This is a genomic window from Donghicola eburneus (assembly GCF_900115865.1).
GTDB lineage: Bacteria > Pseudomonadota > Alphaproteobacteria > Rhodobacterales > Rhodobacteraceae > Donghicola > Donghicola eburneus.
In genome coordinates this window covers 49,196-75,381 of the sequence record NZ_FOXY01000008.1, presented here as the reverse complement: position 1 = coordinate 75,381, position 26,186 = coordinate 49,196, and the positions used below count along the sequence as shown (strand labels likewise).

Genomic DNA, 26,186 nt, shown 5'->3' with positions numbered 1-26,186 from the left:
CGCTCTTTTTTTCGCTGTGTTTTCCGCGCCGCTCCGGTCATATAATATGACCAATCAATTCGACGGTGCCCGCAATGCCCTTTCAAAAAGTCCAACCGGAAAAGCTTTCGACCTCTGTGGTCCGACAGATCGAGCAGTTGATTCTGCGCGGCATTCTCCGGCCGGGGGAACGGCTCCCGTCAGAGCGAGAGCTGTCGGATCGGCTTGGCGTGTCGCGTCCATCCCTGCGCGAAGCCGTATCGGAACTGCAGGATAATGGGTTGCTTGAAACCCGCGCCGGGTCCGGCGTTTTCGTGGCAGAAGTTTTGGGAAATGCGTTTTCACCCGCCCTCATCCGGCTCTTCGCCGCGCATGACGAAGCCGTGTTTGACTACATCGCGTTCCGCCGCGACATCGAGGGGCTGGCCGCCGACCGCGCCTGCCGCATGGCGTCAGACACGGATTTGCGGGTGATCGACACCGTCTTCAAACGGATGGAGGCCGCCCATCCCAAACGAAATCCCGCCGAAGAGGCTGCGATTGATGCCGATTTCCACATGGCCATCATCGAGGCCAGCCACAACACGATTATGCTGCACATGCTGCGCTCCATGTTCGATCTGCTGCGCGAAGGTGTGTTCTACAATCGTAACGTCATGTTCAAACAGCGCACCACCCGCGATGACCTGCTAGAGCAGCACCGCGCGATCAACACAGCTCTACAGAAACGGGATCCGGCCGCCGCGCGGGCCGCAGTAACTGCACATTTGGATTACGTCGAAACGGCCCTGCGGGACGAAAAGCGTGCGCTGCGCAACGAAGCGGTTGCGATGCAGCGTTTCCAGCACGAACGGGATCGTTAACCTCGCCTGCGCTCAGAAATGCAGCTCCATACGAACAGAAACCCCATCGCAAAGTTCGCAAGACCGATGCGCATGAAATTGCCTGCTGCATGGCCGACAGCCATCTCATAGGCCGCTAGCGCACCCAACGAGAACATCAGAATGATGGAGCCATGGCACAGAGTGTTGCGCACTTTGCCTGCGGGCACGTCATGCAACCTGAACAGCAAGAATGCGTAGATCAGCATAAAGATCGACATGCGACGCGCCATTATGTGCGAATAATCTGCGGACAGGTCAAACGAGTCGTCCAGAATCGAGTCCGGCGCCCATAGCAAAACCAGCCCGAGTGCCGCCATAACCGCCGCCGTCAAAATCGCTGTTGTCTTGAAAGGCATACTCCAACCCTTTCACCGCATAATGCGATGATAGCACACTCGTCTAAACTTGGTTGCTTACTGCAACGAAAAAGCGCGGACTGCAAGAATGCAATCCGCGCTTCACTGTCCCTGTAAGACCTTGGCCGTTAGTGCAGTTTGGCTTTTACTTCGTTGATCGACGAGTCGATCAGAGCGCCCGACTTTTCGTCGGTCATCTGCTTGGCAAGGATGTCGCGCGCCGCGCCAACAGCTGCGTTGATCGCGCTGTCACGGACTTCACGAACAGCCGATGCTTCGGCCGATGCGATCTGCTCTTCGGCAGCTTGCACACGGCGAGCAATCGATTTCTGCAGGTCTTCTTTCGCCTGAACGGCAGCAGCTTCAGCTTCGGCTTTGGCGTTTGCAACAATTGCGTCCGCCTGGTCCTGAACTTCTTTCTGCTTACGCTCGTAGCTTGCAAGCAGGCTCTGAGCCTCTTCGCGCAGCTGACGTGCTTCGTCCAGTTCGCCTTTGATCTCGGTCGCACGGTTATCCAGCATACCACCCAGAGTGCCAGGCACTTTGAAGTACACGAGGATGCCGAGGAACACCAAGAAGGCGATCAAAACGACAAAGTTGGTGTTGTGCAGCGAGAAAAACGGACCCGATGCAGCCATCGCCGGCGAAGCGGCAAGAGCAGCGGCAAGGATGATCAGTGTGCGCATGGCTTATCCTTTCATCCGGGCGTTGACAGCTGCGGTCACCGAGCGGCCATCAACTTCGCCACCCAGAGCAGCGATAAGCTCTTTGGCGGTGTCTTTGGCAACTTCGGCTGCGCTTTCGGCTGCGTTCGCGCGGATTTCGGCGATTGCCTTTTCCGACTCTGCAGCTTTGGCAGCGATTTCAGCGTCAGCCTTTTCCAGAGCGGCATCAAGGTCAGCCTTGATGTCGGCACGGGTGGCTTCAACAATCTCGTTCGCCTGCGTACGGGCATCAGCCAGTGCCTGTTCATAGGCGGCCTCTGCCTCTTTCGCCTTGAGCTTCAGCTCTTCGGCGGCGGCGATATCATTCGTAATGGTCCCCTGACGCTCGGCCAGAACGGCTGCGATACGCGGCAGAGCCACGCGCGACAGGATCAGGTAGGTCGCGACAAGCGCGACGAGGAGCCAGAAGATCTGGTTCCCAAAGGTCTCGACTGCGAGCTGAGGCATACCTGCCGACTCGGCTGCGGCGTGACCTGCTGCAACGGCTTCAGCGCCATGCGATTCAGTTGCCATGTTGTGCGTCCTCCGTGGCCCGTCCTTGGTTCGGACCCGAAGGTCCGATATTACCGGGCGAGCGTCGCAGTGACGCTCGCCCGGCCGTAAGGAATGAACCCGTAGATTAGACGGCGAACATCAGCAGCAGAGCAACCAGGAACGAGAAGATGCCCAGTGCTTCTGCGAACGCGATACCGATGAACAGGGTCGCGGTTTGGCCGCCAGCGGCCGAAGGGTTGCGCAGTGCGCCAGCCAGGAAGTTACCGGCGACGTTGCCCACACCGATAGCTGCCAGACCCATACCGAATGCCGACAGGCCGGCACCGATGAATTTACCCATTTCTGCGATCGAGCCTTCCATAACATTTCTCCTTACGTTGGAATGGCGATAATTCAGTCCTGATCTGCGGGGCCGAGCCTTAGTGGCTCGGGTGCAGAGCGTCTTTCAGATAGACACAAGTCAGGATGGTGAAAACGTAGGCCTGAATGAATGCAACCAGCATTTCGAGGCCGTACATGGCGGTGATGCCCAGGATAGCCAGCGGCGACAGAGCGACGAGACCGGCGAATGCAGCGAACACTTTGATCACGGCGTGACCGGCGGTGATGTTACCGGCAAGACGGATAGAGTGGCTGACAGGGCGAACAAAGTAGGAAATCACTTCGATGACGGCCAGAACGGGACGGATGGCGAGCGGCGCCGAGGTCACCCAGAAAAGGCCGAGGAAGTGCGTGCCGTGTTTGACGAAACCGATGATCGTCACGGCAAAGAAAACTGCGAATGCGAGGATCGCGGTGACTGCGATCTGTGCAGTGTTCGCGAAGCTGGCAGGGATCAGACCCAGGAAGTTGTTCATCAGGATGAACATGAACAGGGTCATGATGTAGGGGAAGTAGACGATGGCATCCTTGCCGGTCACGTCCTCGATCATCTTGTAGACGAAGCCGTACGCCAGTTCGCCGATCGACTGACCGCGCGAGGGGATCACAGCGCGGCCGCGTGTCCCAACAACCATCACGAGGAAGACAGCCAGAACGGTCAGGGCAAGCCACAGCATCGCGTTGGTCGGGGTGTACCAGCTTACGTCAGTACCACCGAACAGCGGCTGGACCTTGAACTGATCCATGGGGTGAAAAACCAGGCCGGTGCCTTCTGCTGCGTGTGCATTATCCGCCACTGTTACGTCCCTCATCATCCTGTGCGGCCGTCGCCGCGTGTTGATCTTGGATTTCTGTTACCGAGCGGAGCATTGTCTTCACGCCCGCGATGAAACCCAACAATGTAAATACCGCCATGAACACCGGTTTGGTCCCTAAAATGGCATCCAAACCGTATCCCATGCCGAAGCCGATCAATAAACCGGCAACCAGTTCCGTCACCATCCGCCAAGCAACTTGCGCTTGGGAATAATGTTCGTCGGCCCGGGGCTCAGGCTCGGCATGAGCCTTTTTCGCTTCCGAGATCCGCGCCTCGAGCCGCTCAAGACGCTCTTTTTCGGCTGGATCAATCATCTACGCACCCCTTGGGCTGTTGGAGGTTGGATAGGTGTCACAGCGCTGTGAGTCAAGCGACAGAATGTCCACCTTAAGTCATTGATTTTTATGACATCGATTTCCGTTTGCGCCACCACGCCGCAGGCAAAACCGGCACGAAAGGCCCATTTTCTATATTCAACCATTTGGTTGACGTTCCCAAATTCCTGCCCCATGCCCTGATTATGGACCAGCAGCTCGACCTTGTTTTTGCGGCGCTCGCCGATCGCACCCGACGCACCATCCTGTCGATGCTGCTCGAGGATGATATGGCCGTCACCGATGTGGCAGAGCCGTTCGACATGTCATTGGCTGCGATTTCCAAGCATCTGACCATTCTCGCCAACGCGGGCCTGATCTCTCAGGAAAAGCGCGGACGGGTGAAATGGTGCAAGCTAGAGCCGAATGCCCTGCGGGATGCCAGTATATGGATGCAGGGCTTCGGGCAGTTCGAAGCCGTCAATCTGGACGCCTTCGAACGGTTTCTCGAGGTTGAACTCAGCGCCAGCCCTGAGCCTGATCCTTCAGATACTTGAGGAAGGTCTGAACCTTGGGCGTGCGATGCAGGTCTACGTGGGTCACGATCCAGATATTCGAGGCCCAGGTGTCATCGGGTTCGCAAATCTGCACCAGATCTTTGTGCTGCTGCCATTCCCAGTAGGCCATGAAGCCGATTCCGGCACCGTCCAGAATGGCCTGCTCGATTGCGCGGGAATCCTCTGACCGGAATGTCACGTTCTCGCGCGGGATATTGTCCTTCATCCACATATAGAAGGGCGCGCGGCTGTCGACGTTATCCTGCCCGACAAAGCGGTGGTCTTTATAGTCCGCGGGACTCTCGGGTTTGCCATACTTCTCGACGTAGCTCTTGGACGCGAACAGCGCGACCTGCTGGCGAAAGAACGGCTGCACCACGTTATCCGGCTGATCCGGCGCGTTGCCCGCACGGATCGCCACGTGGGCCTCGCCATACTCCAGACGGAACAGACGCTCGCCGGTCAGAAAGCGGACGACCACATCCGGATGCTCTTCCTGAAAACCCTTCAGCACCGGCACGATCAGCGGAGACAACTGCACCAGCGATGTGACGACCAACTCGCCCCCGACACCGGCGCCCTGCCCTTTGATCCGGCCCGCCAACTGGCTGAACTGGTCATCAGTGGTTTGCGCCACGCGGAACAGGTCATGACCCGCTTCGGTCGGCGTGTAACCACGAGCATGGCGTTGGAACAGTTTGACCCCGAGCCGCTGCTCAAGTGCATCGATGTGACGGATCACTGTGGCATGGTGCACGCCCAAAATGTCGGCAGCGCCACTGACAGTCCCCATTCGCGCCACCTGATAGGCGGTACGCACCTCGTCCCAATTATCCATACCCATCAGACCAATTAGACCCCCGAAACTTCATTATTGTGCAGGCACACACATTTACTACCGCATTTCTCGTGATTGCGTTCGAAAAAGCAAGAGCCATGTTATCGACGAGACTGAAAAACCACCCTCACCTCTCGAACAAAGTGGATTTTACAAATGACTAAGACCGTACTTCGCATTGATAGCTCCGTCCGCAAAGACGAGTCCGTAACGCGCGATCTGACCAACCGCATCGTTGCCCGCCTAAACGCAGATGAGGTCATCACACGCGACCTGATCGAAACTCCGCCCCTCGTTGACGAAGCATGGGCCACCGCCAATTTCACACCCGCAGACAAACGGACTGACGCCCAGAAAGAGATTCTGGCGCTGTCCGACACGATCGTCGACGAACTGCGTGCCGCCGACACCATCGTCATTGGCTTGCCGATCTACAACTTCATGATCCCCGCGAGCGTCAAGGCATGGGTGGACCAGTTCATCCGTGCCGGCGTGACCTTCCGCTACACCGAAGCAGGCCCCGAAGGCCTATTGCCCAACAAACGCGCCATTCTGGCCGTCGCATCCGGCGGCACCGGTGTTGGCTCTGAAATCGACCACGCGACCACCTACATGAAATTTATCCTTGGTTTCGTTGGCATTACTGACGTGTCCATCGTTGCCGCAGACCAGCTGGCAATCGATGCCGAAGGTTCTGTGAAAAATGCTTATGAGGCCGTGGAACAAATTGCTGCGTAACGCAGTTAGCTGATCAACCGGCCGCGTTCCTCCCTCATTCCCGTGGCCCACTCAAAGGCGCGTCCCATTCCTCCCCGGGGCGCGCCTTTTCTTGACTCTGGTGCCTGTATCATGCATACGCGCGCAGAATCCTCCGGAAGTTTTGATGCTTCCGGTCCCATGGCTATTGCCGGGATCGCCCTCCATCAGCGCGTTGCGCCCATGGGGGCGCTTGGCGTATGTCGCTTCACCGCCTATCTAGGGCGCATTGTTTAACGGTCTTGGAAAGGGCTTGGCATGTTCGAAAATCTATCTGAACGCCTTGGCGGTGTCTTTGACCGGCTGACCAAAGCAGGTGCGCTGTCCGAGGACGACGTTAAAACGGCTCTGCGCGAAGTGCGCACCGCTCTGCTGGAGGCCGACGTCTCTCTGCCCGTCGCACGCGACTTTATTAAAGCTGTCCAGAAAAAAGCGACCGGCGCGTCGGTGACCAAATCGGTCACCCCCGGTCAGCAGGTTGTCAAAATCGTCCACGACGAACTCGTGGCGTTCCTCGCTGGCGAAGGCGAGCCCGGCAAGCTCAAGGTCGACAACCCGCCCGCCCCGATCCTGATGGTCGGTCTGCAGGGTTCCGGTAAGACCACCACCACCGCGAAACTGGCAAAACGTCTGAAAGAGCGCGAAGGCAAGCGCGTGCTAATGGCCTCGCTCGACGTGAACCGTCCTGCGGCGATGGAACAGCTGGCCATTCTGGGACAGCAGATCGGCGTCGACACCCTGCCCATCGTCAAGGGCGAAGACCCCGTCACCATCGCCAAGCGCGCCAAGACCCAAGCGGGCCTCGGTGGCTATGACGTTTACCTGCTCGATACCGCGGGCCGTCTGCACATCGATCAGGAACTGATCGCGCAGGCCGCCGCTGTTCGCGACGTTGCCAATCCCCGTGAAACCCTGCTGGTCGTCGATGGCCTGACCGGTCAGGACGCCGTAAACGTGGCGACCGAGTTTGACGACAAAATCGGCGTGACCGGCGTGGTCCTGACCCGTATGGACGGTGACGGTCGCGGCGGTGCGGCTCTGTCCATGCGCGCTGTCACCGGCAAGCCGATCAAGTTCGTCGGCCTTGGTGAAAAGACCGACGCTCTGGAAGAATTCCACCCCGAACGTGTTGCGGGCCGCATCCTCGGCATGGGTGACATCGTTTCGCTGGTAGAAAAGGCGCAGCAAACGCTCGAGGCTGAACAGGCCGAGCGCATGATGAAGCGTATGATGAAGGGTCAGTTCAACATGAACGACCTGAAGAGCCAGCTTGAGCAGATGCAGAAAATGGGCGGCATGCAGGGCATGATGTCCATGATGCCCGGCATGGGCAAAATGGCCAAGCAGGTGCAGGAATCCGGCATGGACGACAGCATCATCAAGCGCCAGATCGCTCTGATCAACTCGATGACCAAGCAGGAACGCGCCAACCCGGGCCTACTGCAAGCCAGCCGCAAGAAGCGTATCGCCAAAGGCGCAGGCCTTGAGGTGTCGGAACTGAACAAGCTGCTGAAAATGCACCGCCAGATGGCGGATGTGATGAAAAAGATCAGCCAGAAGGGTGGCAAAAGCATGCTCAAGCAGGCTGTGTCGGCCATGCGCGGCAAGGCTCTGCCCGGCATGGACGGCAACTTCGATCCCGCGTCGATCGACCCCAGCAAGATGGACCCCAAAGAGCTTGAGGCCACCGCGCGCAAGCTCGGCATGGGCGGCCTTGGCGGAATGGGCGGCGGCATGCCCGGCATGGGCGGCCTTCCCAACATGTTCGGCAAAAAGAAATAATGACCACGGCTCCCACCATAACGACGGCACGTCTAACGCTGCGCGCGTTCGAGATCGCGGATTTCCCCGTGTTCTCGGCGTTCTATGCGTCTGACCGCTCGAAATATTGTGGGGGCCCTGCCGATCCCGAAAGCAGCTGGCGTATGCTGGCCTGCGAAATCGGCCATTGGCAGTTGCGCGGCTATGGCCGTTGGGCTGTGACCCTGTCAGACACCGGCGAGCTGATCGGCAACGTTGGCCTCTGGAACCCCGAAGGTTGGCCCGAGCCCGAAATCGGTTGGGACATCTACGAAGGTCACGAGGGCAAAGGATACGCCACCGAAGCCGCAATCGCGGCCCGCACCTATGCCTATGACGTTCTGGGTTGGGACACCGTGGTCAGCCTGATCATGCCCCCGAACGAGCATTCGAAAAACGTTGCCCGCAAGATGGGCGCGAAATTCGAGCGCATGTTCAACCACGTGCGCTTTGGCGAAGAAGAAATCTGGCGCCACCTCTCTGCGGCCGACCTGATGGACGGCGGGATGGAGGCTTACGCATGAGCCAGTTCTCGACCACCAAGATCCCCGAACTGCGCACCAAGCGTCTGGTTCTGCGCGGCCCCGAGCCGCAGGATTACCCCGACTTCAAAGCGACCTTCAGCAGCTATCGCTCGCGTTTCATGGGCGGCCCGCTGAACCAGTACGAGGCATGGATGCTCTATGCCGCTGAAATCGGGCACTGGGAAATCCGCGGCTATGGCATGTGGATGATCCACGACGCCGAAACCGACGAAACCTATGGCATGGCTGGCGGCTGGAAGCCCGCAGGCTGGCCAGAGGCCGAAATCGCTTGGATCATCTGGCCCCGTGTCGCGGGCCGTGGCATCGCGCTAGAGGCCGCCGATTGCGTGCGCCGCTACTTCTACAACGAGCGTGGCTGGGAAACCGCCGTCAGCTATCTGGACCCAAAAAACCTCGACTCGATCCGTCTTGCCGAACGGCTCGGCTGCAAAAAGGATCACGAGGCCCCTTCGGTCGATGGCAACGACGTCGTGTACCGCCACCCCACCCCTGCGCAGTGCCGCTCCAGCCAGATTGCGGACGCGATCGCGCAGGAAATCGGTTTCTACCAGAATCCCAATTTCAAACCGGAAGGATGGGCCCTTGACTGACACCGTGACCCGCGCTGCCGAAATCCTCAAAGGTCACCGCGAAAGCATCGACCGTCTGGATGCCATCCTCGTCTATACCTTGGGCGAACGGTTCAAGCACACGCAGGCCGTTGGCCGCCTCAAGGCGGAACACGACCTGCCCCCCTCGGATCCCGCGCGCGAAGAAAAACAGATCGCGCGGCTCGAAGAATTGGCGGTTCAGGCCGATCTGGACCCTGAATTCGCCAAGAAATTCCTGAACTTCATCATTCAGGAAGTGATCAAGCATCACGAAGCCAAACAGAAGGACGCCTGAGCGCGGCCCACTCTGAAAACAAACCAGAAATACCCTCTAAGGAGACACTCCAATGGCAATGAAAATTCGTCTGGCCCGCGGCGGCAGCAAAAAACGTCCCCACTACGCAGTTGTTGCAGCTGACTCGCGCATGGCGCGCGACGGCCGCTTCATCGAGAAGCTGGGCACCTACAACCCCCTTCTGGCGAAAGACGACGAGCGTCGCGTCCAGCTGGACATGGAGCGCGTTCAGTACTGGCTGAGCCAGGGCGCACAGCCCACCGACCGTGTTTCGCGCTTCCTCGAAGCCGCTGGCGTTGCCCCCAAAAAAGAGCGCGCCAACATGAAGAAAGCCGTTCCCGGCAAGAAAGCGCAGGACCGCGCTGAAGAGAAAGCTGCAAAAGCGGCTGAAGCAGCAGCCGAAGAGTAATCGGCTCTGTGATGACCGGATTTTCGGACACCTTTCGGGAAGAGCTGGATCAGCTCATGCGGTGGCGGCGCGATGTGCGCCACTTCCGCACCGATCCGGTGTCCGAGGATCTGCTGGCGGATCTGTTTGGCACCTTTGCTCTGGCACCCTCTGTGGGGCTGTCAGAGCCTTGGCGTCTGATCCGCGTGACCAGCGCCGCGGCCCGTACCGCGGCGCTGTCCAATTTCCGCACTGCCAACAGTCAGGCGCTGGACGGGTATTCGGGCGACGACGCCAAAACCTATGCCACGCTCAAGCTGTCCGGCATGCAAGAGGCCCCTGTCCATCTGGCCGTCTTCTGCGACGACAGCACCACCAAGGGCAAAGGCCTTGGCGCGGGCACCATGCCCGAAATGCGCCGGTATTCCTGCGTTTCCGCGATCATGCAGTTCTGGCTTGCCGCACGCGCCCACGGGCTGGGTGTCGGCTGGGTCTCGATCCTTGATCCCGAAATGCTCTGCCGCGATCTGGATGTGCCCACCGATTGGGCCTTGGTCGCGTATCTCTGCATCGGCTACCCGACAGAGGACAACATCACCCCCGAGCTAGAGCGCAAAGGCTGGGAAGCCCGCGCCGCTGCCCTGCCGCTCGAAACCCGCTAAACCGGAGAGACCCATGTTCGGCCTCATTCGCCTGCCATTCCTGTTGGCCGTCGCCTTTGTGGCGGGCATGATGTACGAACGCTCGGAAAAGGGTAAACTCTGCGACGAAATCGGCGGGACCACCCGCAACGGACTATGCATCATGAGGACGGAATGACCGAACGTGTTCGAGTAGGGACCATTGGCGGCGCATACGGCGTCAAAGGCGAGGTCCGGATCAAGAGCTTCTGCGCCATCCCCGAGGCCATTGCTGACTACGCCCCCCTCACCACCGAGGATGGCAGCCGCACCTTCGAGGTGACCATCACCCGCCAGATTTCCAACGGTCTGGCCGCCCGTATGACCGGCATCGATACCAAAGAAGACGCGGACGCCCTGCGCGGCATGGGCCTTTATGCCCTGCGCAGCCAACTGCCCGAAACCGATGACGACGAATACTACTACGCGGACCTGATCGGGCTCGACGTGTTCGACACCGGCGGCAACCCCATCGGCAAGATCAAGGCCGTCCAGAACCACGGCGCCACCGATCTGCTCGAAGTCTTTGGCCCCGGTCTGAAAACCACCGTCCTGATCCCCTTTACCAAAGAGGTCGTGCCCACTGTGGACATAGCCTCTGGCCGCGTGATCGCGGACCCGCCCGAAGGCCTGTTTGACTAATCCCATGACCGACGCTCCCAAACGCTCTCACGGCCGCAAGGCGATCAAACTCACCGCGCAGCCCACGGATCTGATGGCCCCCGCGCCGCTGGCCCATGTCTGGACCGCCCGCGTGATCACCCTGATGCCCGGCACCTTTCCCGGCATCTTGGGCGAAAGCCTGACCGGCAAAGCCCTTCGCGAGGGACGCTGGCAGCTCGAAACCATCAACCTGCGGGATTACGGCGTGGGCAAGCACAAGAACGTCGACGACACCCCCGCGGGCGGCGGCGCGGGCATGGTCCTGCGCCCCGACGTGGTGGGCCGCGCGATCGAAGACGCGACCGAGGGCACTCGCGGCAACTGGCCGATCCTCTACATGTCCCCCCGCGGCAAACGCATCGACCAAGAGATGGCCCGCACCCTGTCCGCCTGCGACGGCGTCACCATCCTCTGCGGCCGGTTCGAGGGCGTGGACGAACGCGTGCTGGAACACTACGGCATCCAGGAGGTCTCTCTGGGGGACTTCGTGATGACGGGCGGCGAAATCGCGGCCCACGCGCTGCTCGACGCCACCGTCCGCCTGATCCCGGGCGTCTTGGGCAACGCCGAAAGCATCGAAGAAGAGAGCTTCTCCAACGGCCGCCTAGAGCACGGCCAATACACCCGCCCCGCCGTCTGGAAAGGCCGCGAAATCCCCGAAGTCCTGATGTCCGGCCACCACGGCAAGGTGGCCGACTGGCGGAAAGAGGAATCCGAGCGGATTACTCGGGAGCGGCGGCCGGATTTGTTGGAGTGAGGACTTCTTCAAACACTCCCACTTTTCAAATCGTCTTTGATTCTTTCCCACTCTTCTTTTAGGATCTTTCTCGATATATCCATATAGTCATGATATGGATTATCTGGATTATCCGCTCCATGCGCCCTCCCTGAATTTATATCGTTGAGACAACGCTTGCATATACGATGCAATTCTAAAAAGTGTTTATCTTCCCGATTCAGACGAAGGAATATCGCATTGTAAATCTTGGCAATATCCTCCGTCCGCGACTTGTCACCAAGAAGCGCCAGCTTCCCAAACTCCGACATTTCCGCACGCAGTTCATTGAGCCATATATGGCGCATTCTTGATACTTCAGTGGCAATAGAAGATTCTCTTAATCGCCTTTGCGTCGAACGGTTAACCAGAAAAGTGGCAATTGGCACAACGGCGGCGGTAAAGATTAGGGAATAGTCTGAAAGCAAAGCATTCAAGCTATGTAAAACGCCCAGAAACCACCCAATGACATCAATATCTAATTTATCTTCCATACAAGAAACCTGTAGATGTTTTTAAAACATTGCTTGCAAAGCTAGTCTCACACATGCTCCCCCCTTGCCAACCCCAGCAAAACCTGACATATCGCGCGCATCCCGCACATGGAGGCCCCAGTGCGATTCCGTCTTCTTCTGGCGGCAATCGGGCCCTCTGACGTTCGGGAGACCGAAGTAAAGCTGATCTGATCCTCTGGCGGGCGCTACGGCGGACCCGAGAGAAGACCTAGAGTTCTGAGACCGGCACCAGACCTTTGTGGGCCAACCACAAGCAGTTAGGAGATATGCGATGGATCTTATCGCACAGATCGAAGCGGAGCAGATTGCTGCGCTGGGGAAAGAAATCCCCGACTTCAAAGCCGGCGACACCATCCGCGTCGGTTACAAGGTGACCGAAGGCACCCGTTCGCGCGTTCAGAACTATGAAGGCGTGTGCATCAGCCGCAAGAACGGCAAAGGCATTGCCGGCTCGTTCACCGTTCGCAAAATTTCGTTTGGCGAAGGCGTAGAGCGCGTATTCCCCCTCTACTCGACCAACATCGACAGCATCACTGTTGTGCGTCGTGGCCGCGTCCGTCGTTCGAAGCTGTACTACCTGCGCTCGCGTCGCGGTAAATCGGCACGTATCGCCGAAGTCAGCAACTACAAGCCCAAAACCGAAGCGTAAGAGGTGTAGTCATGAAAAAAGACATCCATCCCGACTACCACTTCATCACCGTCAAAATGACCGACGGCAGCACCTTCCAGGTCCGCTCGACCTACGGCAAAGAAGGCGACACCCTGTCGCTGGACATCGACCCCACCGTGCACCCCGCATGGACCGGCGGTTCGTCGCGCCTGCTGGACCAGGGCGGCCGCGTCTCGAAGTTCAAAAAGAAATACGAAGGCCTGGGCTTCTAATCCCTGCCACATCGGTTTCGTTAGCGCCGTCCCTCACCGGGCGGCGTTTTCTTTTGCGGCACGGTCCAGAAACTCTGCATAGGCTTCAGCATCCGCGTGCCGCAACGCCTCTAGGGCGCGCGCCGCATGCCCCTGTAGATCATCACGCTTCTGGGCCTTGATGGCCTCGACCTTGCGGTGAATGTCCTGCAACCGATCCAGCGGGTCACGATCTGTCTCCAGCTCCTCGGTCCGACCCGATAACGCCAGCACAGCCTCGATCAGCGCTCCCAATTGCCGCCCATAACCGGCAACTTCGGTGATCACTTCTTTCTCGATCTCGACCGACCCACAGTAGTCCTGACTAAAGAGTTCGGGGTGAATGTCCTGCACAATATTGCCGGACCAAGGCATCCGGATCACGTTTGGAAAGGGTATTGAGGTAAAGTTCATAGCGTTCCCTCATGTCTGAAATATGGGCAGTATTGTCGCATAAAGAGACCATTGCGCTCTATGCAGGCCTTCCTGACCTGCACCCGTGCCACGAAAACGTGAAAAATCGCGGCTCAGGGGTACGCGGACTCTTGCCCAACCCCGTCCGGTCTAGGCATAAGCATAACTAAACCAATATCCGGTTCCGAGAAAATCAGGGGACACCATATATGGCGCATATCATTGTCGTGGGGAACGAAAAGGGCGGCTCTGGCAAGTCGACCACCTCGATGCACATCGCGACGGCACTCGTTCGCCTTGGCTTCCGCGTCGGCGCGCTCGACCTCGACATGCGTCAGAAAAGCTTTGGTCGCTACTCCGAGAACCGCAAGCGCTTCTTGGCGAAAGAGGGCATCGAACTGCCCAGCCCGAACTACATCGAACTGCCCGAGGTCGACCCCGCCACCCTCAAGGAAGGCGAGAACATCTATGACGTGCGTCTGTCCTCGGCGGTCCAACAGCTCGAGGCCGAAAGCGACTTCATCCTGATCGACTGCCCCGGCTCGCACACCCGCCTCAGCCAGATGGCACACAGCCTCGCGGACACGCTGGTCACGCCCCTGAACGACAGCTTCGTAGACTTCGACCTCTTGGCCCGCACGGATGCCGAAGGCGAGAATATCCTTGGCCCGTCGGTCTACTCGGAAATGGTCTGGCACGCCCGCCAGCTGCGCGCCCAAGCGGGCCTGACCCCGATCGACTGGATCGTGGTCCGCAACCGGATCGGCGCGCAGAACATGATCAACAAGAAAAAGATGACCGCCGCCGTCGATAAACTGGCCAAGCGGATCGGCTTCCGCATCGCGCCCGGCTTCTCGGAACGCGTGGTGTTCCGCGAACTCTTCCCCAAGGGCCTGACGCTTCTGGACCTCAAGGACATCGGCGTCACCCAGCTGTCGATCTCGAACATCGCCGCCCGCCAAGAGCTGCGCGACCTGATCAAGACGCTGAACCTGCCAGACGTCAAAGTGAACTTCTAACCCCCCCAAAGGCAGCCCCAGCGGCTGCCTTTGTCGTTCCAGACATCCATAAGCAAAAGGGCCGATCCAACGAACCGGCCCTTTCTGCTTTGAAAAAATACTCACGGCACCATCAGCCGCCAGAAGCCCGCCCCTAGATCAGGGGCCCCAGCTCCGCCACAACCTGCTCATAAACACTGCGCTTGAACGGCACGATATTCTCGACCAGCTCATCGACAGGCAACCAGCGCCATTCGCTGAACTCGGGATGCGGCCGGTCGATCACGATCATGTCGTCAGAGCCTTTGAACCGCATCAGGAACCACTTCTGCTCCTGACCGCGGTACTTGCCCTTCCAGATCTTGGGAACGATGTCAGGGGGCAGATCATAGCTGATCCAACCCTCGGTCTCGCCCGCAACATCCACCATGTCGACCGAAATACCGGTCTCTTCTTCCAGCTCGCGCAGGGCCGCTTCACGGGCATCTTCACCCTTGTCGATCCCGCCCTGAGGCATCTGCCACGCAGGCACTTCGCTATCCAGACGCTGCCCGACCCAGACCAGACCGTCGGCGTTCACGATCATAACGCCGACGTTCTTGCGATAAGGCAGCTTCGCGATGTCTTCTGGCGTCACTGATCGCTCTCCAGCGCCGACAGACCCTTCAGGATGTCGATGGCATAAGCCAGCTGGTAATCCTCATCGCGCAGCTTCGCGGCTTCTTCGGCCTTGGCGTTGTCCTCTTCGATCTGGCGGATCTCGTCTTCGCTCAGGCTGTCATTGGACAGGCTGCCACGCAGGTCCGCTTCGGAACGGGTGCGGGGGGTGCTCTCGTCCTCGTCCTCGACAACCGACGCACGGGGCTGCTGCACCACGATGTCAGGCGACACACCCAGGTTCTGGATCGAACGGCCCGACGGCGTGTAATAGCGCGCCGTGGTCAAACGCATCGCGCCATCGCCCCGCAGCGGCATCACGGTCTGGACCGACCCTTTGCCGAACGACTTGGTGCCGACAACCACCGCGCGGCGGTGATCCTTCAGCGCGCCCGCCACAATCTCGGACGCGGACGCCGAGCCGCCGTTGATCAGCACGACGATCGGCTTGCCTTCGGCCAGATCTCCGGGGGTCGCGTTGAACCGCTCGCCGTCTTCGGGGTTGCGGCCTCGGGTGGAGACAATTTCACCTTCTTCAAGGAAGGCATCCGCCACCAGAATAGCCTGATTGAGCAGACCACCGGGGTTGTTGCGCAGATCGATCACAACGCCGCTCAGTGCGTCCAGACCGCCCGCCTCTTCGGCAGCAGTTTGCAAACCGTCCTTCAGGTTGTCGAACGTCTGGTCGTTAAAGGTGCTGACCCTCAGAACCACAGCCTCGCCCTCGGTGCGGGTGCGCACGGCGGTCAGGCGGATGGTGTCACGAATAATGGTCACGTCGAAAGGCTCCGGCTCGCCCTCGCGGACCAGCGTAACCACGATCTCAGAGCCAACAGGACCGCGCATCAGTTCGACCGCTTCGTCCAGCGTCAGCCCCAGCAGGCTCTCGCCATCTACGTGGGTGATAAAGTCGCCCGACAAAACGCCCGCCTCTTCGGCAGGGGTGCCATCCATAGGCGCCACGACCTTGACGAAGCCCTCTTCCTGCGTGACCTCGATGCCCAGACCGCCGAACTCGCCGCGGGTCTGGACGCGCATGTCCTGCGCATCATCGGGGGACAGGTAGCTCGAATGCGGATCAAGGGACTGGAGCATGCCGTTAATGGCCGCTTCGACCAGTTCGCCCTCATCAACCTCTTCGACATACTGCGCGCGGATGCGCTCAAAGATGTCGCCGAACAGGTCCAACTGCTCATACACGTTGACTTGGGTTTTTCCTTCTTGGGCCAGCAGCGGTCCCGCGATCTGCGTCGAGGCAATAAGCCCCGCCAGAGCGCCACCGCCCACTGCCATCAGAAACTTGCGCATTCGTGTCATTCCTTGTCCGTCTTGAACCATTCGGCGGGGTTCACCGTCTCTTGGTCCTCTCTCACTTCGAGATAGAGCGTTTCTGTATTCTGTCCGGCGCTAGCCTGCGTCAGGATCTCGTCCTGTGCAACACCCGCACCCCCCATGAGGCCCAGCGGATGCCCTGCGGGCAGCACCTGTCCGACCTCACCGTAGACCTGATCGAGCCCTGCAAGCACGAACAGAATGCCCGGTCCGGGCTCGATGATCATCACATTTCCGTAGTCCAAGAGCGGCCCACGATAGCGAATGGTTGCTGCCGCTGGCGTGGTCACCAGTGCCCCGGGCGCCGTCGCGATCACCCAACCGGGGCGCTCGATCCCTGCGGCATCAGGCTGGCCCGCCTCTCTCAGGATGGTCCCTTGCACGGGCAGAGACAACATGCCGCGCTGCTCGTGGACATCCGGACCGCCCTCTAGCTCGTCGCCGACGACGATCTCGCCCAGATTATCGGCAAAGCTGGCCAACGTATCCGAAGACGCAACCAGCACCGCCGTCTGCACCGGATCAGCGGTGAACTTCATGGGCAGGTCGGTCCGGTCCGAAATCGCAGCGCTTAGTGCGGTGCGCGCCGTTTGCGCCCCTTGCAGCCCCTCGCGCAGGGTGTCCGCCGCCGACTGCTGCAGGGCGCGCAGGGTTCGCACCTCTTCCAGATCACGAGCCAAGCCATCGGCCTCGGCCTGCAAGGCGGGCGAGATTTCGGTCAGGATCATCCCCGCCCGCGCAGTCCCCGTAGGCCCCGCTGGGTGGGTCAGCTGAACCGGCGCCGGACTGCGGGAAATGGTCAGCAGGCTGGCCAACAAATCCGCCACCTGCCCCTGCGCCGAATTGAGTTCCTGCGTCAGTGCCTTTTCCCGAATAGCCGCACGGCGCAGCCCCGCCCGCAAGGCCGTCAGCCCCGCCTCATAGGCCTTGACCGTTTGGGTCAGCGCCGCCACGCGGTCCCGCGCCCCTTGGGCATGGTCCAGCGCAACGGCCGCCTCGTCCAGCAATCCCTTGGCCCGCAGCGCCGCCGCAGCCGGATCTTCTTGCGCCGCCAACGGGGACGCAAGCAAACCCAGACAGAAAACGACCGCGCGGCGCATCATCACTTGATCAGGCTCTCACCAGTCATTTCTTCGGGTTTCTCGACACCCATCAGCTGCAGCACAGTCGGCGCCAGATCGGCCAAGCGGCCGTCACGCAGTGCTGCGCCCTCGGGGCCGCCGACCATGACAACCGGCACCAGGTTCAGCGTGTGCGCGGTGTGCGCGCCGCCCGACTTGGGGTCCACCATGACTTCGCAGTTGCCGTGGTCCGCCGTCACGATCATCGCGCCGCCCTTGGCTTCCAGCGCCTTCAGCGCCTCGCCCAGACCGCTGTCCACCGCTTCACAAGCCGCCTTCGCGGCCTCCAGATCACCGGTGTGGCCGACCATATCGGGGTTCGCATAGTTCACCACGATCATGTCGTAATCGCCATTGATCGCCTCGACGAACTTGGCAGTCACTTCGGGGGCCGACATCTCGGGCTGCAGGTCATAGGTCGCCACGTTCGGCGACTTCGGCATGAAACGATCCTCGCCCTCTTCGGGCACCTCGACACCACCGTTGAGGAAGAACGTCACGTGGGGGTATTTCTCGGTCTCGGCCAGACGGAACTGCGTCTTGCCCTGCTTGGCGACCCAAGCGCCCAGCGTGTTCACGATCTTCCGCTTGGGGAAAGCCGTGTCCATGTAATCGTTGTGACCGTCCGAATATTCGACCATGCCCAGCAGCGCCGACAGCTTGGGGCGTTCGCCCACTTCGAAATCATTGAAATCGGGTTCGCCGATCGCGCGCAGGATTTCGCGGGCACGGTCCGCACGGAAGTTCAGACAGAAGAAACCGTCGCCGTCATGCACGCCTTCGAACCCACCGATGACAACCGGCTTGATGAACTCGTCCAGAACGTCCTGCTTGTAGCTGTCCTTGACCGCGTCTTCGGCGGTCGCGGCTTCAAAGCCCTTGCCGCCCACCATCGCGTCATAGGCCAGCTGCACACGTTCCCAGCGGTTGTCTCGGTCCATGGCGTAGTAGCGGCCCGACACCGTCGCAATGAACGCGCCCTCGGGCAGGCGATCTTCTAGCTCGGCTACGAATTTGTCAGCGGACTTGGGCGCCACATCGCGGCCGTCGGTGACCACGTGCATCGCAACAGTCACGCCCGCATCGGTGATCGCCTTGGCGGCGGCCAGCGCGTGCTCGGTGTGGCCATGCACACCGCCGTCCGAAATCAGACCCATCACGTGGGCCATGCCCGCGCTCTCGGTCACTTTGGCGATAAACGCCTGCAATTCTTCGTTCTCGTAGAAAGAGCCGTCCTCGATCGCCAGATCGATCTGACCCAGATCCATCGCGACCACACGGCCCGCGCCGATGTTGGTGTGCCCCACTTCCGAGTTGCCCATCTGCCCGGATGGCAGACCCGCATCGGGGCCGTGGGTGATCAGCCGCGCATGGGGGCACTCGTTCCAGATACGGTCAAAGTTGGGCGTCGCTGCCTGCGCTGGCGCGTTCGCCGGACTGTCATCACTCAGTCCCCAACCATCCAGAATACATAGAACAACGGGCTTGGGTGCAGTCATGGTGTTACCTCCTAGGCTTGCCCTCTCCTAGCGCAAGGCAAGCGCGGGGTGAACCATCCCTGTATCGGCCAACTGGATTTTTTGGTCAAAAACCGGAAGCAGCCCGATCAGGGGCGCTTATTCGCGGTGATACGGCGCGTTCGACAGGATCGAGGCCGCGCGATACAGCTGCTCTGTCAGCATGACCCGCACCAGCATGTGCGGCCACACCATTTTGCCGAAACTGATCGCGAAATCCGCCTCGGCGCGCAGGGACGGGTCGATCCCGTCCGCACCGCCAATCACAAAGGCCAAGTCCTGCGTGCCCGTGTCGCGCCAGCCCGCCATCTTGTCCGCAAACTGGGGCGAGGTCATGAGCTTGCCGCGTTCATCCATGACGACCAGCCGCGAGCCGCTGGGGATCGCCTTGCGCAGCAGATCCGCCTCAGCGCCCATACCGCGGGACTTCTTATCCTCGACCTCAATGACCTTGGCCGGGCCAAGGCCCAAGGCCCGCCCGGTTCGGTCAAATCGCGTCAGATAATCGTCAATAAGAGTGGCCTCGGGCCCCGACCGCAGTCGGCCCACCACGCATAAATGCACGCGCATCGTCAGTCCCTAGCGGCGTGCCAGCCTCAGGCGGTGCCCGCAGGCTGCCACATCTTCTCGAGCTGGTAGAACTCGCGCACTTCGGGACGGAACACGTGGACAACAACGTCGCCAGTGTCGATCAACACCCAGTCGCCGCCTTCTTTGCCCTCGATCTTCGAATAGATGCCGAACGCTTCTTTCAGGCGATCGACCAGCTTTTCCGCGATCGAGACAACCTGACGGCTCGAGCGACCCGAAGCGATGACCATATAATCACCGATCGAAGAAACACCGCGCAAATCGATCTGCACGACGTCTTCAGCCTTGTCATCATCAAGAGAGGTCAGGATACGGGACAAGATGGCTTCACTTGTCACTTCGGCATCCGCTGCCGGAACGGGTTCAGCAGACTGGGCTGCTTGGTTCGTCATAGTCAGGACTTGGTCCTCCTAGATACACGCCGAATAGCCCCGGCGCTGGACATATATATAGCCTACCACTTTTGCGGCTTTCCCTCAATCACCGAGGGGGCATCGCAACGGGCGACTCACTTGGCGCGCCTTCATAACGGGCGTTCGCGCCCTGTTCCACCGCCTGACCCGAAATTTCGAGACTCGCATGTGCCCAGCCAAAGCTCAGGCACAGGGCCAAAATCAGCAGGATTTGCAGCAAGCACAGAGGCTTCGTCAGTAAGGTCACGCGCTAAACATCCGTTGGTGAATCACAAGCCGCGGCGTGTAACACGACTTGCCCTTGCAGCGAAGCCCTCTGCGCTGTATTTCCACGCCATGATGGTAATTTTCGATATGGATGATCGCGCACGCCTGCCGTGGCGCTTCTTCGGTGCGATGCACACCGTTCTCGCCCGCCTATAAGGCGGGACCCGAACCACTATTCCATCACATTTTCCAAAGATATCCACGGGAGAGGACCATGACCGCCCCGAAGACACTCTATGACAAGATCTGGGATGCCCACGTTGCCCACGAGGCAGAAGACGGCACCTGCTTGCTGTATATCGACCGTCACCTCGTACACGAAGTGACCAGCCCTCAGGCGTTCGAAGGCCTGCGTATGGCCGGCCGCACCGTGCACGCGCCCGAGAAAACCATCGCGGTTCCGGACCACAACGTCCCCACCACCGCGGGCCGTGACGATCCGTCGAACATGCCCGAGGACAGCCGCATTCAGGTTGCCGCTCTGGACACCAACGCAAAAGAGTTCGGCATCCACTACTACCCCGTGACCGACGTCCGTCAGGGCATCGTGCACATCGTCGGCCCCGAACAGGGCTGGACCCTGCCCGGCATGACCGTCGTCTGTGGTGACAGCCACACCGCGACTCACGGTGCGTTCGGCGCACTGGCCCACGGCATCGGTACTTCCGAAGTGGAACACGTTCTGGCCACCCAGACCCTGATCCAGAAGAAGTCCAAGAACATGAAGGTCGAGATCACCGGCAAGCTGATGCCCGGTGTGACCGCCAAAGACATCGTTCTGCGCATCATCGCGGAAACCGGCACCGCTGGCGGCACCGGCTACGTGATCGAGTATTGCGGCGAAGCGATCCGTGACCTGTCCATGGAAGGTCGTATGACCATCTGTAACATGGCCATCGAAGGCGGCGCCCGCGCCGGTCTGATCGCCCCCGACGAGACCACCTTTGAATATGTCAAAGGCCGCCCCCACGCCCCCAAAGGCGCCCAGTGGGAAGCTGCTCTGAACTGGTGGAAGACCCTCTACACCGACGAAGGCGCGCACTTCGACAAAGTGCTGGTCATCGAAGGTGAATCGATCGAGCCCACCGTGACTTGGGGCACCTCGCCCGAGGACGCACTGCCGATCAGCGCTGTCGTTCCCACTCCGTCCGATTTCAAAGGCGGCAAGGTCGAAGCGGCTGCCCGCTCGATCGAGTACATGGGTCTGACCTCTGGCACCCCGCTGACCGACATCGAGATCGACACCGTGTTCATCGGCTCCTGCACCAACGGCCGCATCGAAGACCTGCGCGCCGCAGCAGAGATCCTGAAGGGCAAGAAGGTCAAAGAAGGCATGCGTGCGATGATCGTTCCCGGTTCGGGTCTGGTCCGCGCTCAGGCCGAAGAAGAAGGTCTGGCAGACATCTTCAAGGAAGCCGGTTTCGAATGGCGCCTTGCGGGCTGCTCGATGTGCCTTGCCATGAACCCCGACCAGCTGAAGCCGGGCGAGCGTTGCGCAGCAACCTCGAACCGCAACTTCGAAGGTCGTCAGGGCCGTGGTGGCCGCACGCACCTGATGTCGCCCGCGATGGCAGCTGCTGCTGCGATCACCGGCAAGATCACCGACGTGCGCACTCTCGCCTGATAAATCCCGCCGCCTGCGTCAGGCGGTCATGTATGTACGTAAGCCATACGTGATCCAGACGCAGGCCATACCCACCTTTTTCGGAAGGAAGACAGGATATGGACAAGTTCGAAAAACTCAGCGGGATCGCCGCACCCATGCCGTTGATCAACATCGACACCGATATGATCATCCCCAAGCAGTTCCTGAAAACCATCAAGCGTTCGGGCCTCGGCGTGAACCTGTTTGATGAAATGCGCTACGACGACAACGGCAACGAAATCCCCGATTTCGTGCTGAACAAGCCCGCCTACCGCGAAGCCGAGATCATCATTGCCGGTGACAACTTCGGCTGTGGCTCGTCGCGCGAGCACGCCCCTTGGGCGATCAAGGATTTCGGCATCAAGTGCGTGATCGCACCCAGCTTTGCCGACATCTTCTTCAACAACTGCTTCAAGAACGGCATCCTGCCGATCGTTCTGCCCCAAGAGCAGGTCGACGTGCTGATGAAGGACGCAGAAAAAGGCGCCAACGCCCGTATGGAAGTGGATCTGGAAGCCCAGACCATCACCACCTCGGACGGCGAGACCTTTGCCTTCGAAGTCGACGCATTCCGTAAGCACTGCTTACTTAATGGCCTCGATGACATCGGCCTGACTCTCGAAAAGAAAGCTGCAATTGATTCTTACGAGTCGACAGCAGCGCAGGCGCGTCCTTGGGTCTAAGACCCTGACAAACCACAATATATAGAAAGGGGCCGCATTTCGGCCCCTTTTTTGCTTACAGTTTGATGCAGAATAGCACCAGCTTTTCCCCGAATCCGCCCCAATACGTAAGTAACTTACTTACAGGTATTGAGACCTGATCCCGATATTGGCAGCATTGTGTCAAGATTGAGGCATTCCGCACCATAAGCGGATCAGGTGGGTCAAAAGGCACGGCAAAAAAGGCCAAGCCCGCCCTGGTAGAGAGGTAGAGCAGTGTTCACACGTTTTGTGAGCGCACTTGTGCGCGCGATATTCGTCGTGCTGTTGATCGCGACCCCGTGGCTGTTGCTGCCCGGTCCGAATGACAGTGCGCCCATCGTCCTTCTGGTGGCGATCTTTGTCGGCTGGCTCGTCTTCTCGGAATACATGACCGAATACCCCAGCCTGATCGAGTTCCGCGACGCCCCCCCGTATAACCGCCTGCGGTTCGGCGCCCTGTTTGCGACCGTTCTGGTGCTGACCCTGATCCAGCGCGGCATTGCGCATCCCAGCCCCATCAGCGAGCTGTTTACCGCGATCTCGCACGTGGTCGGCAACGCTTTGGACTTCCCCTTCTCGCCCGTGCGCCTGATGGTTCTGTCCCTGCCCGAAAACGCCCATGCCGCCGATATCGACCTGTTGCGCCGCACCTCGGCGATTGCCTATCTGATGTCGCTCATCTCGTTGGTTTTCTTCATCTTTATCATGTGGCTGAACGGCTGGCCCCGCCAGAATGGCAGCTTCAATGTGTGGACCAACCTGCCCACCTTTGATCCCACTGGCGGCGGTGATGTAGTCGGCCGTCTGAACCGCGACGCCAATCTTTACGTGGCCTTAGGCTTTTTGCTGCCATTCTTGATCCCGGCCTTCTTGCAGGCCGCTGCGGGGATCGTTGACCCGATCGCCGTGGCCCAACCGAAGTCACTGATCTGGACCGTCAGCCTATGGGCCTTTGTACCGTCGAGCCTCTTGATGCGGGGCATTGCCACCGCCCGCGTCGCCTCGATGATCGCGGACAAGCGTCGCCGATCCATGGACCGCGACACCGAGGATATGCACGTCTTCGGCTGATCCTATTGGCGCTGCTGGCCTGCCTTGCTGGGCTGGCCCACGCCGATCCCATTCGCATCGCGACCTACAACACAGAGCTCGGCCGCAAAGGGCCGGGCCTTTTGCTGCGTGACATCCGGCGCGGCGACGATCAGGTCAACGCCGTGCTACAGGTGCTGTTGCAGGCGGATGCGGACATCCTCGCACTGCAGAGCATCGACTGGGATTACCGTGGCCAGACCCTCGGAGCCTTGGTGGACGCCCTCGCGGCCCAAGGCCTGAGCTATCCGTACAGTCTGTCCCTGCGCCCTAATACAGGGATGCCGATCAAGGGCACCGATCCCCCCCAAGATCACAGCTTTGGTCGATTCGCAGGGGCCGAGGGGATGGCCTTGCTTTCGAAATTCCCAATCGACCGCGCGCAGGTCCGCGACTACGCCAACCTTGCGTGGCGCGCCCTGCCGTGGACCCACCCTCCGGCGGGAACACACCCGGATCAACGCCTCTCGACCCTGGGGCATTGGGTCGTGCCGATCCAGACGCCCGATGGCCCGCTCAGCCTGATGGTCTTCCACGCCACGCCCCCTGTCTTTGACGGCCCAGAGGATGCCAACGGCCTGCGCAACGGGGACGAGATCCTGTTCTGGCAACGCCTGCTGGATGGGGACTATGGCCCGCCGCCCGAACGCTTTGTGATCATTGGGGATTTCAACAATGATCCCGACGGGGGAGAGGGCCTCAAAGCCCCCCTGAACGCGCTTTTTACCGATCCTCGCCTGCGTCCTGCCCAAGCCACAGGCGCCCAAGGCACGGCCACCGTGGATTGGTCCAATATCGGTCTGCCGCCGATGCGCGTCAGCTACATTCTGCCTGACAACGGGATCACCGTTCGCGCCAGCGGTATCCTCTGGCCGCCCCCCGACGATCCGACGTTTGCGATCATTGATTCCGCCAGCCGGCACCGTTTGGTGTGGGCGGACATCGAGATGCCCCGAAACACGCAAGAAAACGTCACTCAGCCTGCAAAACAACAGCTGCGGTTCCTTGACCCCCTTCGCGCCAGTCGGTAGGCCATCTGCCAACTCTTGGGACATTCAAAAGGACCATCGCACATGAGCAATCCTTCGCTTCTTATCCTGCCTGGTGACGGCATCGGCCCCGAAGTCATGGCGCAGGTTCGCCGCATCATCGACTGGTTCGGTGACAAGCGCGACCTGAAGATCGACGTGAGCGAGGACCTCGTCGGTGGTGCAGCGTATGACGCGCACGGCACCCCTCTGCACGACGACACCATGGCCAAAGCGCAAGAAGTCGATGCGGTTCTGCTGGGTGCCGTTGGCGGCCCCAAATACGACGTTCTGGACTTCTCGGTGAAGCCCGAGCGCGGTCTGCTGCGCCTGCGCAAGGAAATGGACCTTTACGCCAACCTGCGCCCCGCACAGTGCTTTGACGCGCTGGCCGACTTCAGCTCGCTGAAGCGTGACGTGGTTGCTGGTCTCGACATCATGATCGTACGCGAACTGACCTCGGGCATCTACTTCGGCGAGCCGCGCGGCATCTTCGAAGAAGGCAACGAGCGCGTGGGCATCAACACCCAGCGTTACACCGAGTCGGAAATCGAGCGCGTCGCCCGTTCGGCCTTCGAACTGGCCCGTCGCCGCGGCAACAAGGTCTGCTCGATGGAGAAGGCCAACGTGATGGAATCGGGCATCCTGTGGCGCGAAGTCGTCCAGAAGGTCCACGACGAAGAATATGCGGACGTCGAGCTGTCGCACATGTACGCGGACGCAGGCGCCATGCAGCTCTGCCGCTGGCCCAAACAGTTTGACGTCATCGTGACCGACAACCTCTTTGGCGACCTGCTGTCGGACGCGGCTGCGATGCTGACCGGCTCGCTGGGTATGCTGCCGTCGGCCTCGCTGGGTGCCCCCATGGCAAACGGCCGCCCCAAGGCGATGTACGAACCGGTACACGGCTCGGCTCCTGACATCGCAGGTCAGGGCAAAGCCAACCCGATCGCGTGCATCCTGTCGTTCGCAATGGCCCTGCGCTACAGCTTTGACCAAGGTGCCGAAGCTGACCGTCTGGAAGCCGCGGTTGCCAAGGTTCTCGAAGATGGCGTGCGCACCGCGGATCTGCTGGGTGAAGAGGGCGTCGAGCCCGTCTCCACCGAGGGCATGGGTGATGCAGTTCTGGCGGCTCTGGACGCCAGCCTCTGATAAAC

Annotated in this window: 36 protein-coding genes; 20 read left to right on the top strand and 16 right to left on the bottom strand. The window is 60.1% G+C overall.

Translation table 11 applies throughout. From position 1 onward, the window contains the following. Positions 1–74 precede the first annotated feature (74 nt). Complete coding sequence (locus tag BM225_RS14575; protein WP_072709652.1) at positions 75–842, top strand: FadR/GntR family transcriptional regulator; 768 nt, start codon at positions 75–77, stop codon at positions 840–842. Here BM225_RS14575 and BM225_RS14570 read toward each other — a convergent pair. From BM225_RS14570 to BM225_RS14545, 6 genes are all read right to left on the bottom strand, one after another. Continuing rightward, positions 839–1,219 (bottom strand): hypothetical protein, encoded by a 381-nt coding sequence (locus BM225_RS14570; protein WP_072709650.1) that lies wholly within the window; start codon positions 1,217–1,219, stop codon positions 839–841. The two genes, BM225_RS14575 and BM225_RS14570, sit on opposite strands and share 4 nt — an antisense overlap. A 128-nt stretch (positions 1,220–1,347) precedes the next feature. After that, on the bottom strand, positions 1,348–1,905 hold the full coding sequence (locus BM225_RS14565) for a F0F1 ATP synthase subunit B (RefSeq protein WP_072709648.1): 558 nt from the start codon (positions 1,903–1,905) through the stop codon (positions 1,348–1,350). 3 nt (positions 1,906–1,908) lie between these two features. Further along, positions 1,909–2,457 (bottom strand): F0F1 ATP synthase subunit B', encoded by a 549-nt coding sequence (locus BM225_RS14560; protein ID WP_072709646.1) that lies wholly within the window; start codon positions 2,455–2,457, stop codon positions 1,909–1,911. Between the two features lie 106 nt (positions 2,458–2,563). Next, positions 2,564–2,800 carry a F0F1 ATP synthase subunit C gene (locus tag BM225_RS14555; RefSeq protein WP_072709644.1) on the bottom strand — a complete coding sequence of 79 codons (237 nt, stop codon included), beginning with the start codon at positions 2,798–2,800 and terminating at the stop codon, positions 2,564–2,566. Positions 2,801–2,858: 58 nt separating this feature from the next. After that, a complete protein-coding gene (locus BM225_RS14550) occupies positions 2,859–3,632 on the bottom strand; it encodes a F0F1 ATP synthase subunit A (protein WP_072709642.1) in 774 nt (257 codons plus the stop codon). Further along, complete coding sequence (locus BM225_RS14545) at positions 3,607–3,951, bottom strand: AtpZ/AtpI family protein (protein WP_072709640.1); 345 nt, start codon at positions 3,949–3,951, stop codon at positions 3,607–3,609. The genes BM225_RS14550 and BM225_RS14545 overlap by 26 nt, the downstream gene beginning before the upstream one ends. A gap of 206 nt (positions 3,952–4,157) precedes the next feature. Between BM225_RS14545 and BM225_RS14540 the strand changes: the two genes are divergently transcribed. Continuing rightward, the gene (locus BM225_RS14540; RefSeq protein WP_072709666.1) at positions 4,158–4,508 is read left to right on the top strand and encodes an ArsR/SmtB family transcription factor; all 351 of its coding nucleotides are present in this window, start codon (positions 4,158–4,160) and stop codon (positions 4,506–4,508) included. Here the strand turns inward: BM225_RS14540 and BM225_RS14535 are convergent. After that, entirely contained in the window at positions 4,471–5,346 is an 876-nt protein-coding gene (locus BM225_RS14535) for a LysR family transcriptional regulator (protein WP_072709668.1), read from the bottom strand. The genes BM225_RS14540 and BM225_RS14535 overlap by 38 nt on opposite strands. Positions 5,347–5,502: 156 nt before the next feature. Between BM225_RS14535 and BM225_RS14530 the strand changes: the two genes are divergently transcribed. The 10 genes from BM225_RS14530 (at position 5,503) to trmD (ending at position 11,820) form a co-directional block, all read left to right on the top strand. Beyond that, positions 5,503–6,084: an FMN-dependent NADH-azoreductase gene (locus tag BM225_RS14530; RefSeq protein WP_072709638.1), complete on the top strand. Its 582-nt coding sequence runs from the start codon at positions 5,503–5,505 to the stop codon at positions 6,082–6,084. A gap of 276 nt (positions 6,085–6,360) precedes the next feature. Beyond that, positions 6,361–7,884, top strand: a complete 1,524-nt coding sequence (gene ffh, locus BM225_RS14525; protein ID WP_072709637.1) for a signal recognition particle protein — start codon at positions 6,361–6,363, stop codon at positions 7,882–7,884. Beyond that, positions 7,884–8,426, top strand: a complete 543-nt coding sequence (locus BM225_RS14520; protein WP_072709635.1) for a GNAT family N-acetyltransferase — start codon at positions 7,884–7,886, stop codon at positions 8,424–8,426. The genes ffh and BM225_RS14520 overlap by 1 nt, the downstream gene beginning before the upstream one ends. Then, positions 8,423–9,037: a GNAT family N-acetyltransferase gene (locus BM225_RS14515; protein WP_072709633.1), complete on the top strand. Its 615-nt coding sequence runs from the start codon at positions 8,423–8,425 to the stop codon at positions 9,035–9,037. Before BM225_RS14520 ends, BM225_RS14515 begins: the two co-directional genes overlap by 4 nt. After that, on the top strand, positions 9,030–9,332 hold the full coding sequence (locus tag BM225_RS14510; RefSeq protein ID WP_072709631.1) for a chorismate mutase: 303 nt from the start codon (positions 9,030–9,032) through the stop codon (positions 9,330–9,332). Before BM225_RS14515 ends, BM225_RS14510 begins: the two co-directional genes overlap by 8 nt. Before the next feature lie 52 nt (positions 9,333–9,384). Next, positions 9,385–9,741, top strand: coding sequence for a 30S ribosomal protein S16 (gene rpsP, locus BM225_RS14505; protein ID WP_072709629.1), 357 nt, complete (start codon positions 9,385–9,387; stop codon positions 9,739–9,741). Positions 9,742–9,752: 11 nt separating this feature from the next. After that, positions 9,753–10,382: a 5,6-dimethylbenzimidazole synthase gene (bluB, locus tag BM225_RS14500; protein WP_072709627.1), complete on the top strand. Its 630-nt coding sequence runs from the start codon at positions 9,753–9,755 to the stop codon at positions 10,380–10,382. A 13-nt stretch (positions 10,383–10,395) separates the two neighbouring features. Continuing rightward, entirely contained in the window at positions 10,396–10,539 is a 144-nt protein-coding gene (locus BM225_RS21845) for a hypothetical protein (protein WP_177218635.1), read from the top strand. Continuing rightward, on the top strand, positions 10,536–11,042 hold the full coding sequence (gene rimM, locus BM225_RS14495; RefSeq protein WP_072709625.1) for a ribosome maturation factor RimM: 507 nt from the start codon (positions 10,536–10,538) through the stop codon (positions 11,040–11,042). Before BM225_RS21845 ends, rimM begins: the two co-directional genes overlap by 4 nt. A 4-nt stretch (positions 11,043–11,046) precedes the next feature. Continuing rightward, a complete protein-coding gene (gene trmD, locus BM225_RS14490) occupies positions 11,047–11,820 on the top strand; it encodes a tRNA (guanosine(37)-N1)-methyltransferase TrmD (RefSeq protein WP_092464821.1) in 774 nt (257 codons plus the stop codon). An 8-nt stretch (positions 11,821–11,828) separates the two neighbouring features. On the opposite strand, the gene BM225_RS14485 is transcribed toward trmD, so the two are convergent. Further along, positions 11,829–12,332: a hypothetical protein gene (locus BM225_RS14485; protein WP_072709621.1), complete on the bottom strand. Its 504-nt coding sequence runs from the start codon at positions 12,330–12,332 to the stop codon at positions 11,829–11,831. 292 nt (positions 12,333–12,624) lie between these two features. Between BM225_RS14485 and rplS the strand changes: the two genes are divergently transcribed. Further along, on the top strand, positions 12,625–13,002 hold the full coding sequence (gene rplS / locus BM225_RS14480) for a 50S ribosomal protein L19 (RefSeq protein WP_072709619.1): 378 nt from the start codon (positions 12,625–12,627) through the stop codon (positions 13,000–13,002). An 11-nt stretch (positions 13,003–13,013) separates the two neighbouring features. After that, complete coding sequence (rpmE, locus tag BM225_RS14475) at positions 13,014–13,235, top strand: 50S ribosomal protein L31 (protein ID WP_072709617.1); 222 nt, start codon at positions 13,014–13,016, stop codon at positions 13,233–13,235. Between the two features lie 33 nt (positions 13,236–13,268). Here the strand turns inward: rpmE and BM225_RS14470 are convergent, their stop codons facing one another. Then, positions 13,269–13,667, bottom strand: coding sequence for a hypothetical protein (locus BM225_RS14470; protein WP_072709615.1), 399 nt, complete (start codon positions 13,665–13,667; stop codon positions 13,269–13,271). Positions 13,668–13,876: 209 nt separating this feature from the next. Between BM225_RS14470 and BM225_RS14465 the strand changes: the two genes are divergently transcribed. Then, positions 13,877–14,686, top strand: a complete 810-nt coding sequence (locus BM225_RS14465) for a division plane positioning ATPase MipZ (RefSeq protein WP_072709612.1) — start codon at positions 13,877–13,879, stop codon at positions 14,684–14,686. Between the two features lie 133 nt (positions 14,687–14,819). Here the strand turns inward: BM225_RS14465 and BM225_RS14460 are convergent, their stop codons facing one another. From BM225_RS14460 to BM225_RS14430, 7 genes are all read right to left on the bottom strand, one after another. After that, positions 14,820–15,302: an RNA pyrophosphohydrolase gene (locus BM225_RS14460; protein ID WP_072709610.1), complete on the bottom strand. Its 483-nt coding sequence runs from the start codon at positions 15,300–15,302 to the stop codon at positions 14,820–14,822. After that, complete coding sequence (locus BM225_RS14455; protein WP_072709608.1) at positions 15,299–16,630, bottom strand: S41 family peptidase; 1,332 nt, start codon at positions 16,628–16,630, stop codon at positions 15,299–15,301. The genes BM225_RS14460 and BM225_RS14455 overlap by 4 nt, the downstream gene beginning before the upstream one ends. 5 nt (positions 16,631–16,635) lie before the next feature. After that, complete coding sequence (locus BM225_RS14450) at positions 16,636–17,757, bottom strand: murein hydrolase activator EnvC family protein (protein WP_072709606.1); 1,122 nt, start codon at positions 17,755–17,757, stop codon at positions 16,636–16,638. Next, on the bottom strand, positions 17,757–19,274 hold the full coding sequence (gene gpmI / locus BM225_RS14445) for a 2,3-bisphosphoglycerate-independent phosphoglycerate mutase (protein ID WP_072709604.1): 1,518 nt from the start codon (positions 19,272–19,274) through the stop codon (positions 17,757–17,759). Before gpmI ends, BM225_RS14450 begins: the two co-directional genes overlap by 1 nt. Positions 19,275–19,391: 117 nt before the next feature. Then, the gene (gene rlmH, locus BM225_RS14440; protein WP_092464820.1) at positions 19,392–19,862 is read right to left on the bottom strand and encodes a 23S rRNA (pseudouridine(1915)-N(3))-methyltransferase RlmH; all 471 of its coding nucleotides are present in this window, start codon (positions 19,860–19,862) and stop codon (positions 19,392–19,394) included. Positions 19,863–19,888: 26 nt separating this feature from the next. Next, on the bottom strand, positions 19,889–20,275 hold the full coding sequence (gene rsfS / locus BM225_RS14435; protein WP_072709599.1) for a ribosome silencing factor: 387 nt from the start codon (positions 20,273–20,275) through the stop codon (positions 19,889–19,891). 88 nt (positions 20,276–20,363) lie between these two features. Further along, positions 20,364–20,543 carry a hypothetical protein gene (locus BM225_RS14430; RefSeq protein WP_072709597.1) on the bottom strand — a complete coding sequence of 60 codons (180 nt, stop codon included), beginning with the start codon at positions 20,541–20,543 and terminating at the stop codon, positions 20,364–20,366. Positions 20,544–20,777: 234 nt separating this feature from the next. On the opposite strand from BM225_RS14430, the gene leuC reads away from it, so the two are divergent. From leuC to leuB, 5 genes are all read left to right on the top strand, one after another. After that, on the top strand, positions 20,778–22,187 hold the full coding sequence (leuC, locus tag BM225_RS14425; RefSeq protein WP_072709595.1) for a 3-isopropylmalate dehydratase large subunit: 1,410 nt from the start codon (positions 20,778–20,780) through the stop codon (positions 22,185–22,187). A 98-nt stretch (positions 22,188–22,285) separates the two neighbouring features. Continuing rightward, positions 22,286–22,891, top strand: a complete 606-nt coding sequence (gene leuD, locus BM225_RS14420) for a 3-isopropylmalate dehydratase small subunit (RefSeq protein WP_072709593.1) — start codon at positions 22,286–22,288, stop codon at positions 22,889–22,891. A 255-nt stretch (positions 22,892–23,146) separates the two neighbouring features. Then, positions 23,147–23,983, top strand: a complete 837-nt coding sequence (locus BM225_RS14415) for a hypothetical protein (protein WP_072709591.1) — start codon at positions 23,147–23,149, stop codon at positions 23,981–23,983. A 5-nt stretch (positions 23,984–23,988) separates the two neighbouring features. Continuing rightward, positions 23,989–25,032, top strand: coding sequence for an endonuclease/exonuclease/phosphatase family protein (locus BM225_RS14410; protein WP_072709589.1), 1,044 nt, complete (start codon positions 23,989–23,991; stop codon positions 25,030–25,032). Positions 25,033–25,074: 42 nt separating this feature from the next. After that, on the top strand, positions 25,075–26,181 hold the full coding sequence (leuB, locus tag BM225_RS14405) for a 3-isopropylmalate dehydrogenase (protein WP_072709586.1): 1,107 nt from the start codon (positions 25,075–25,077) through the stop codon (positions 26,179–26,181). Positions 26,182–26,186 lie beyond the last annotated feature (5 nt).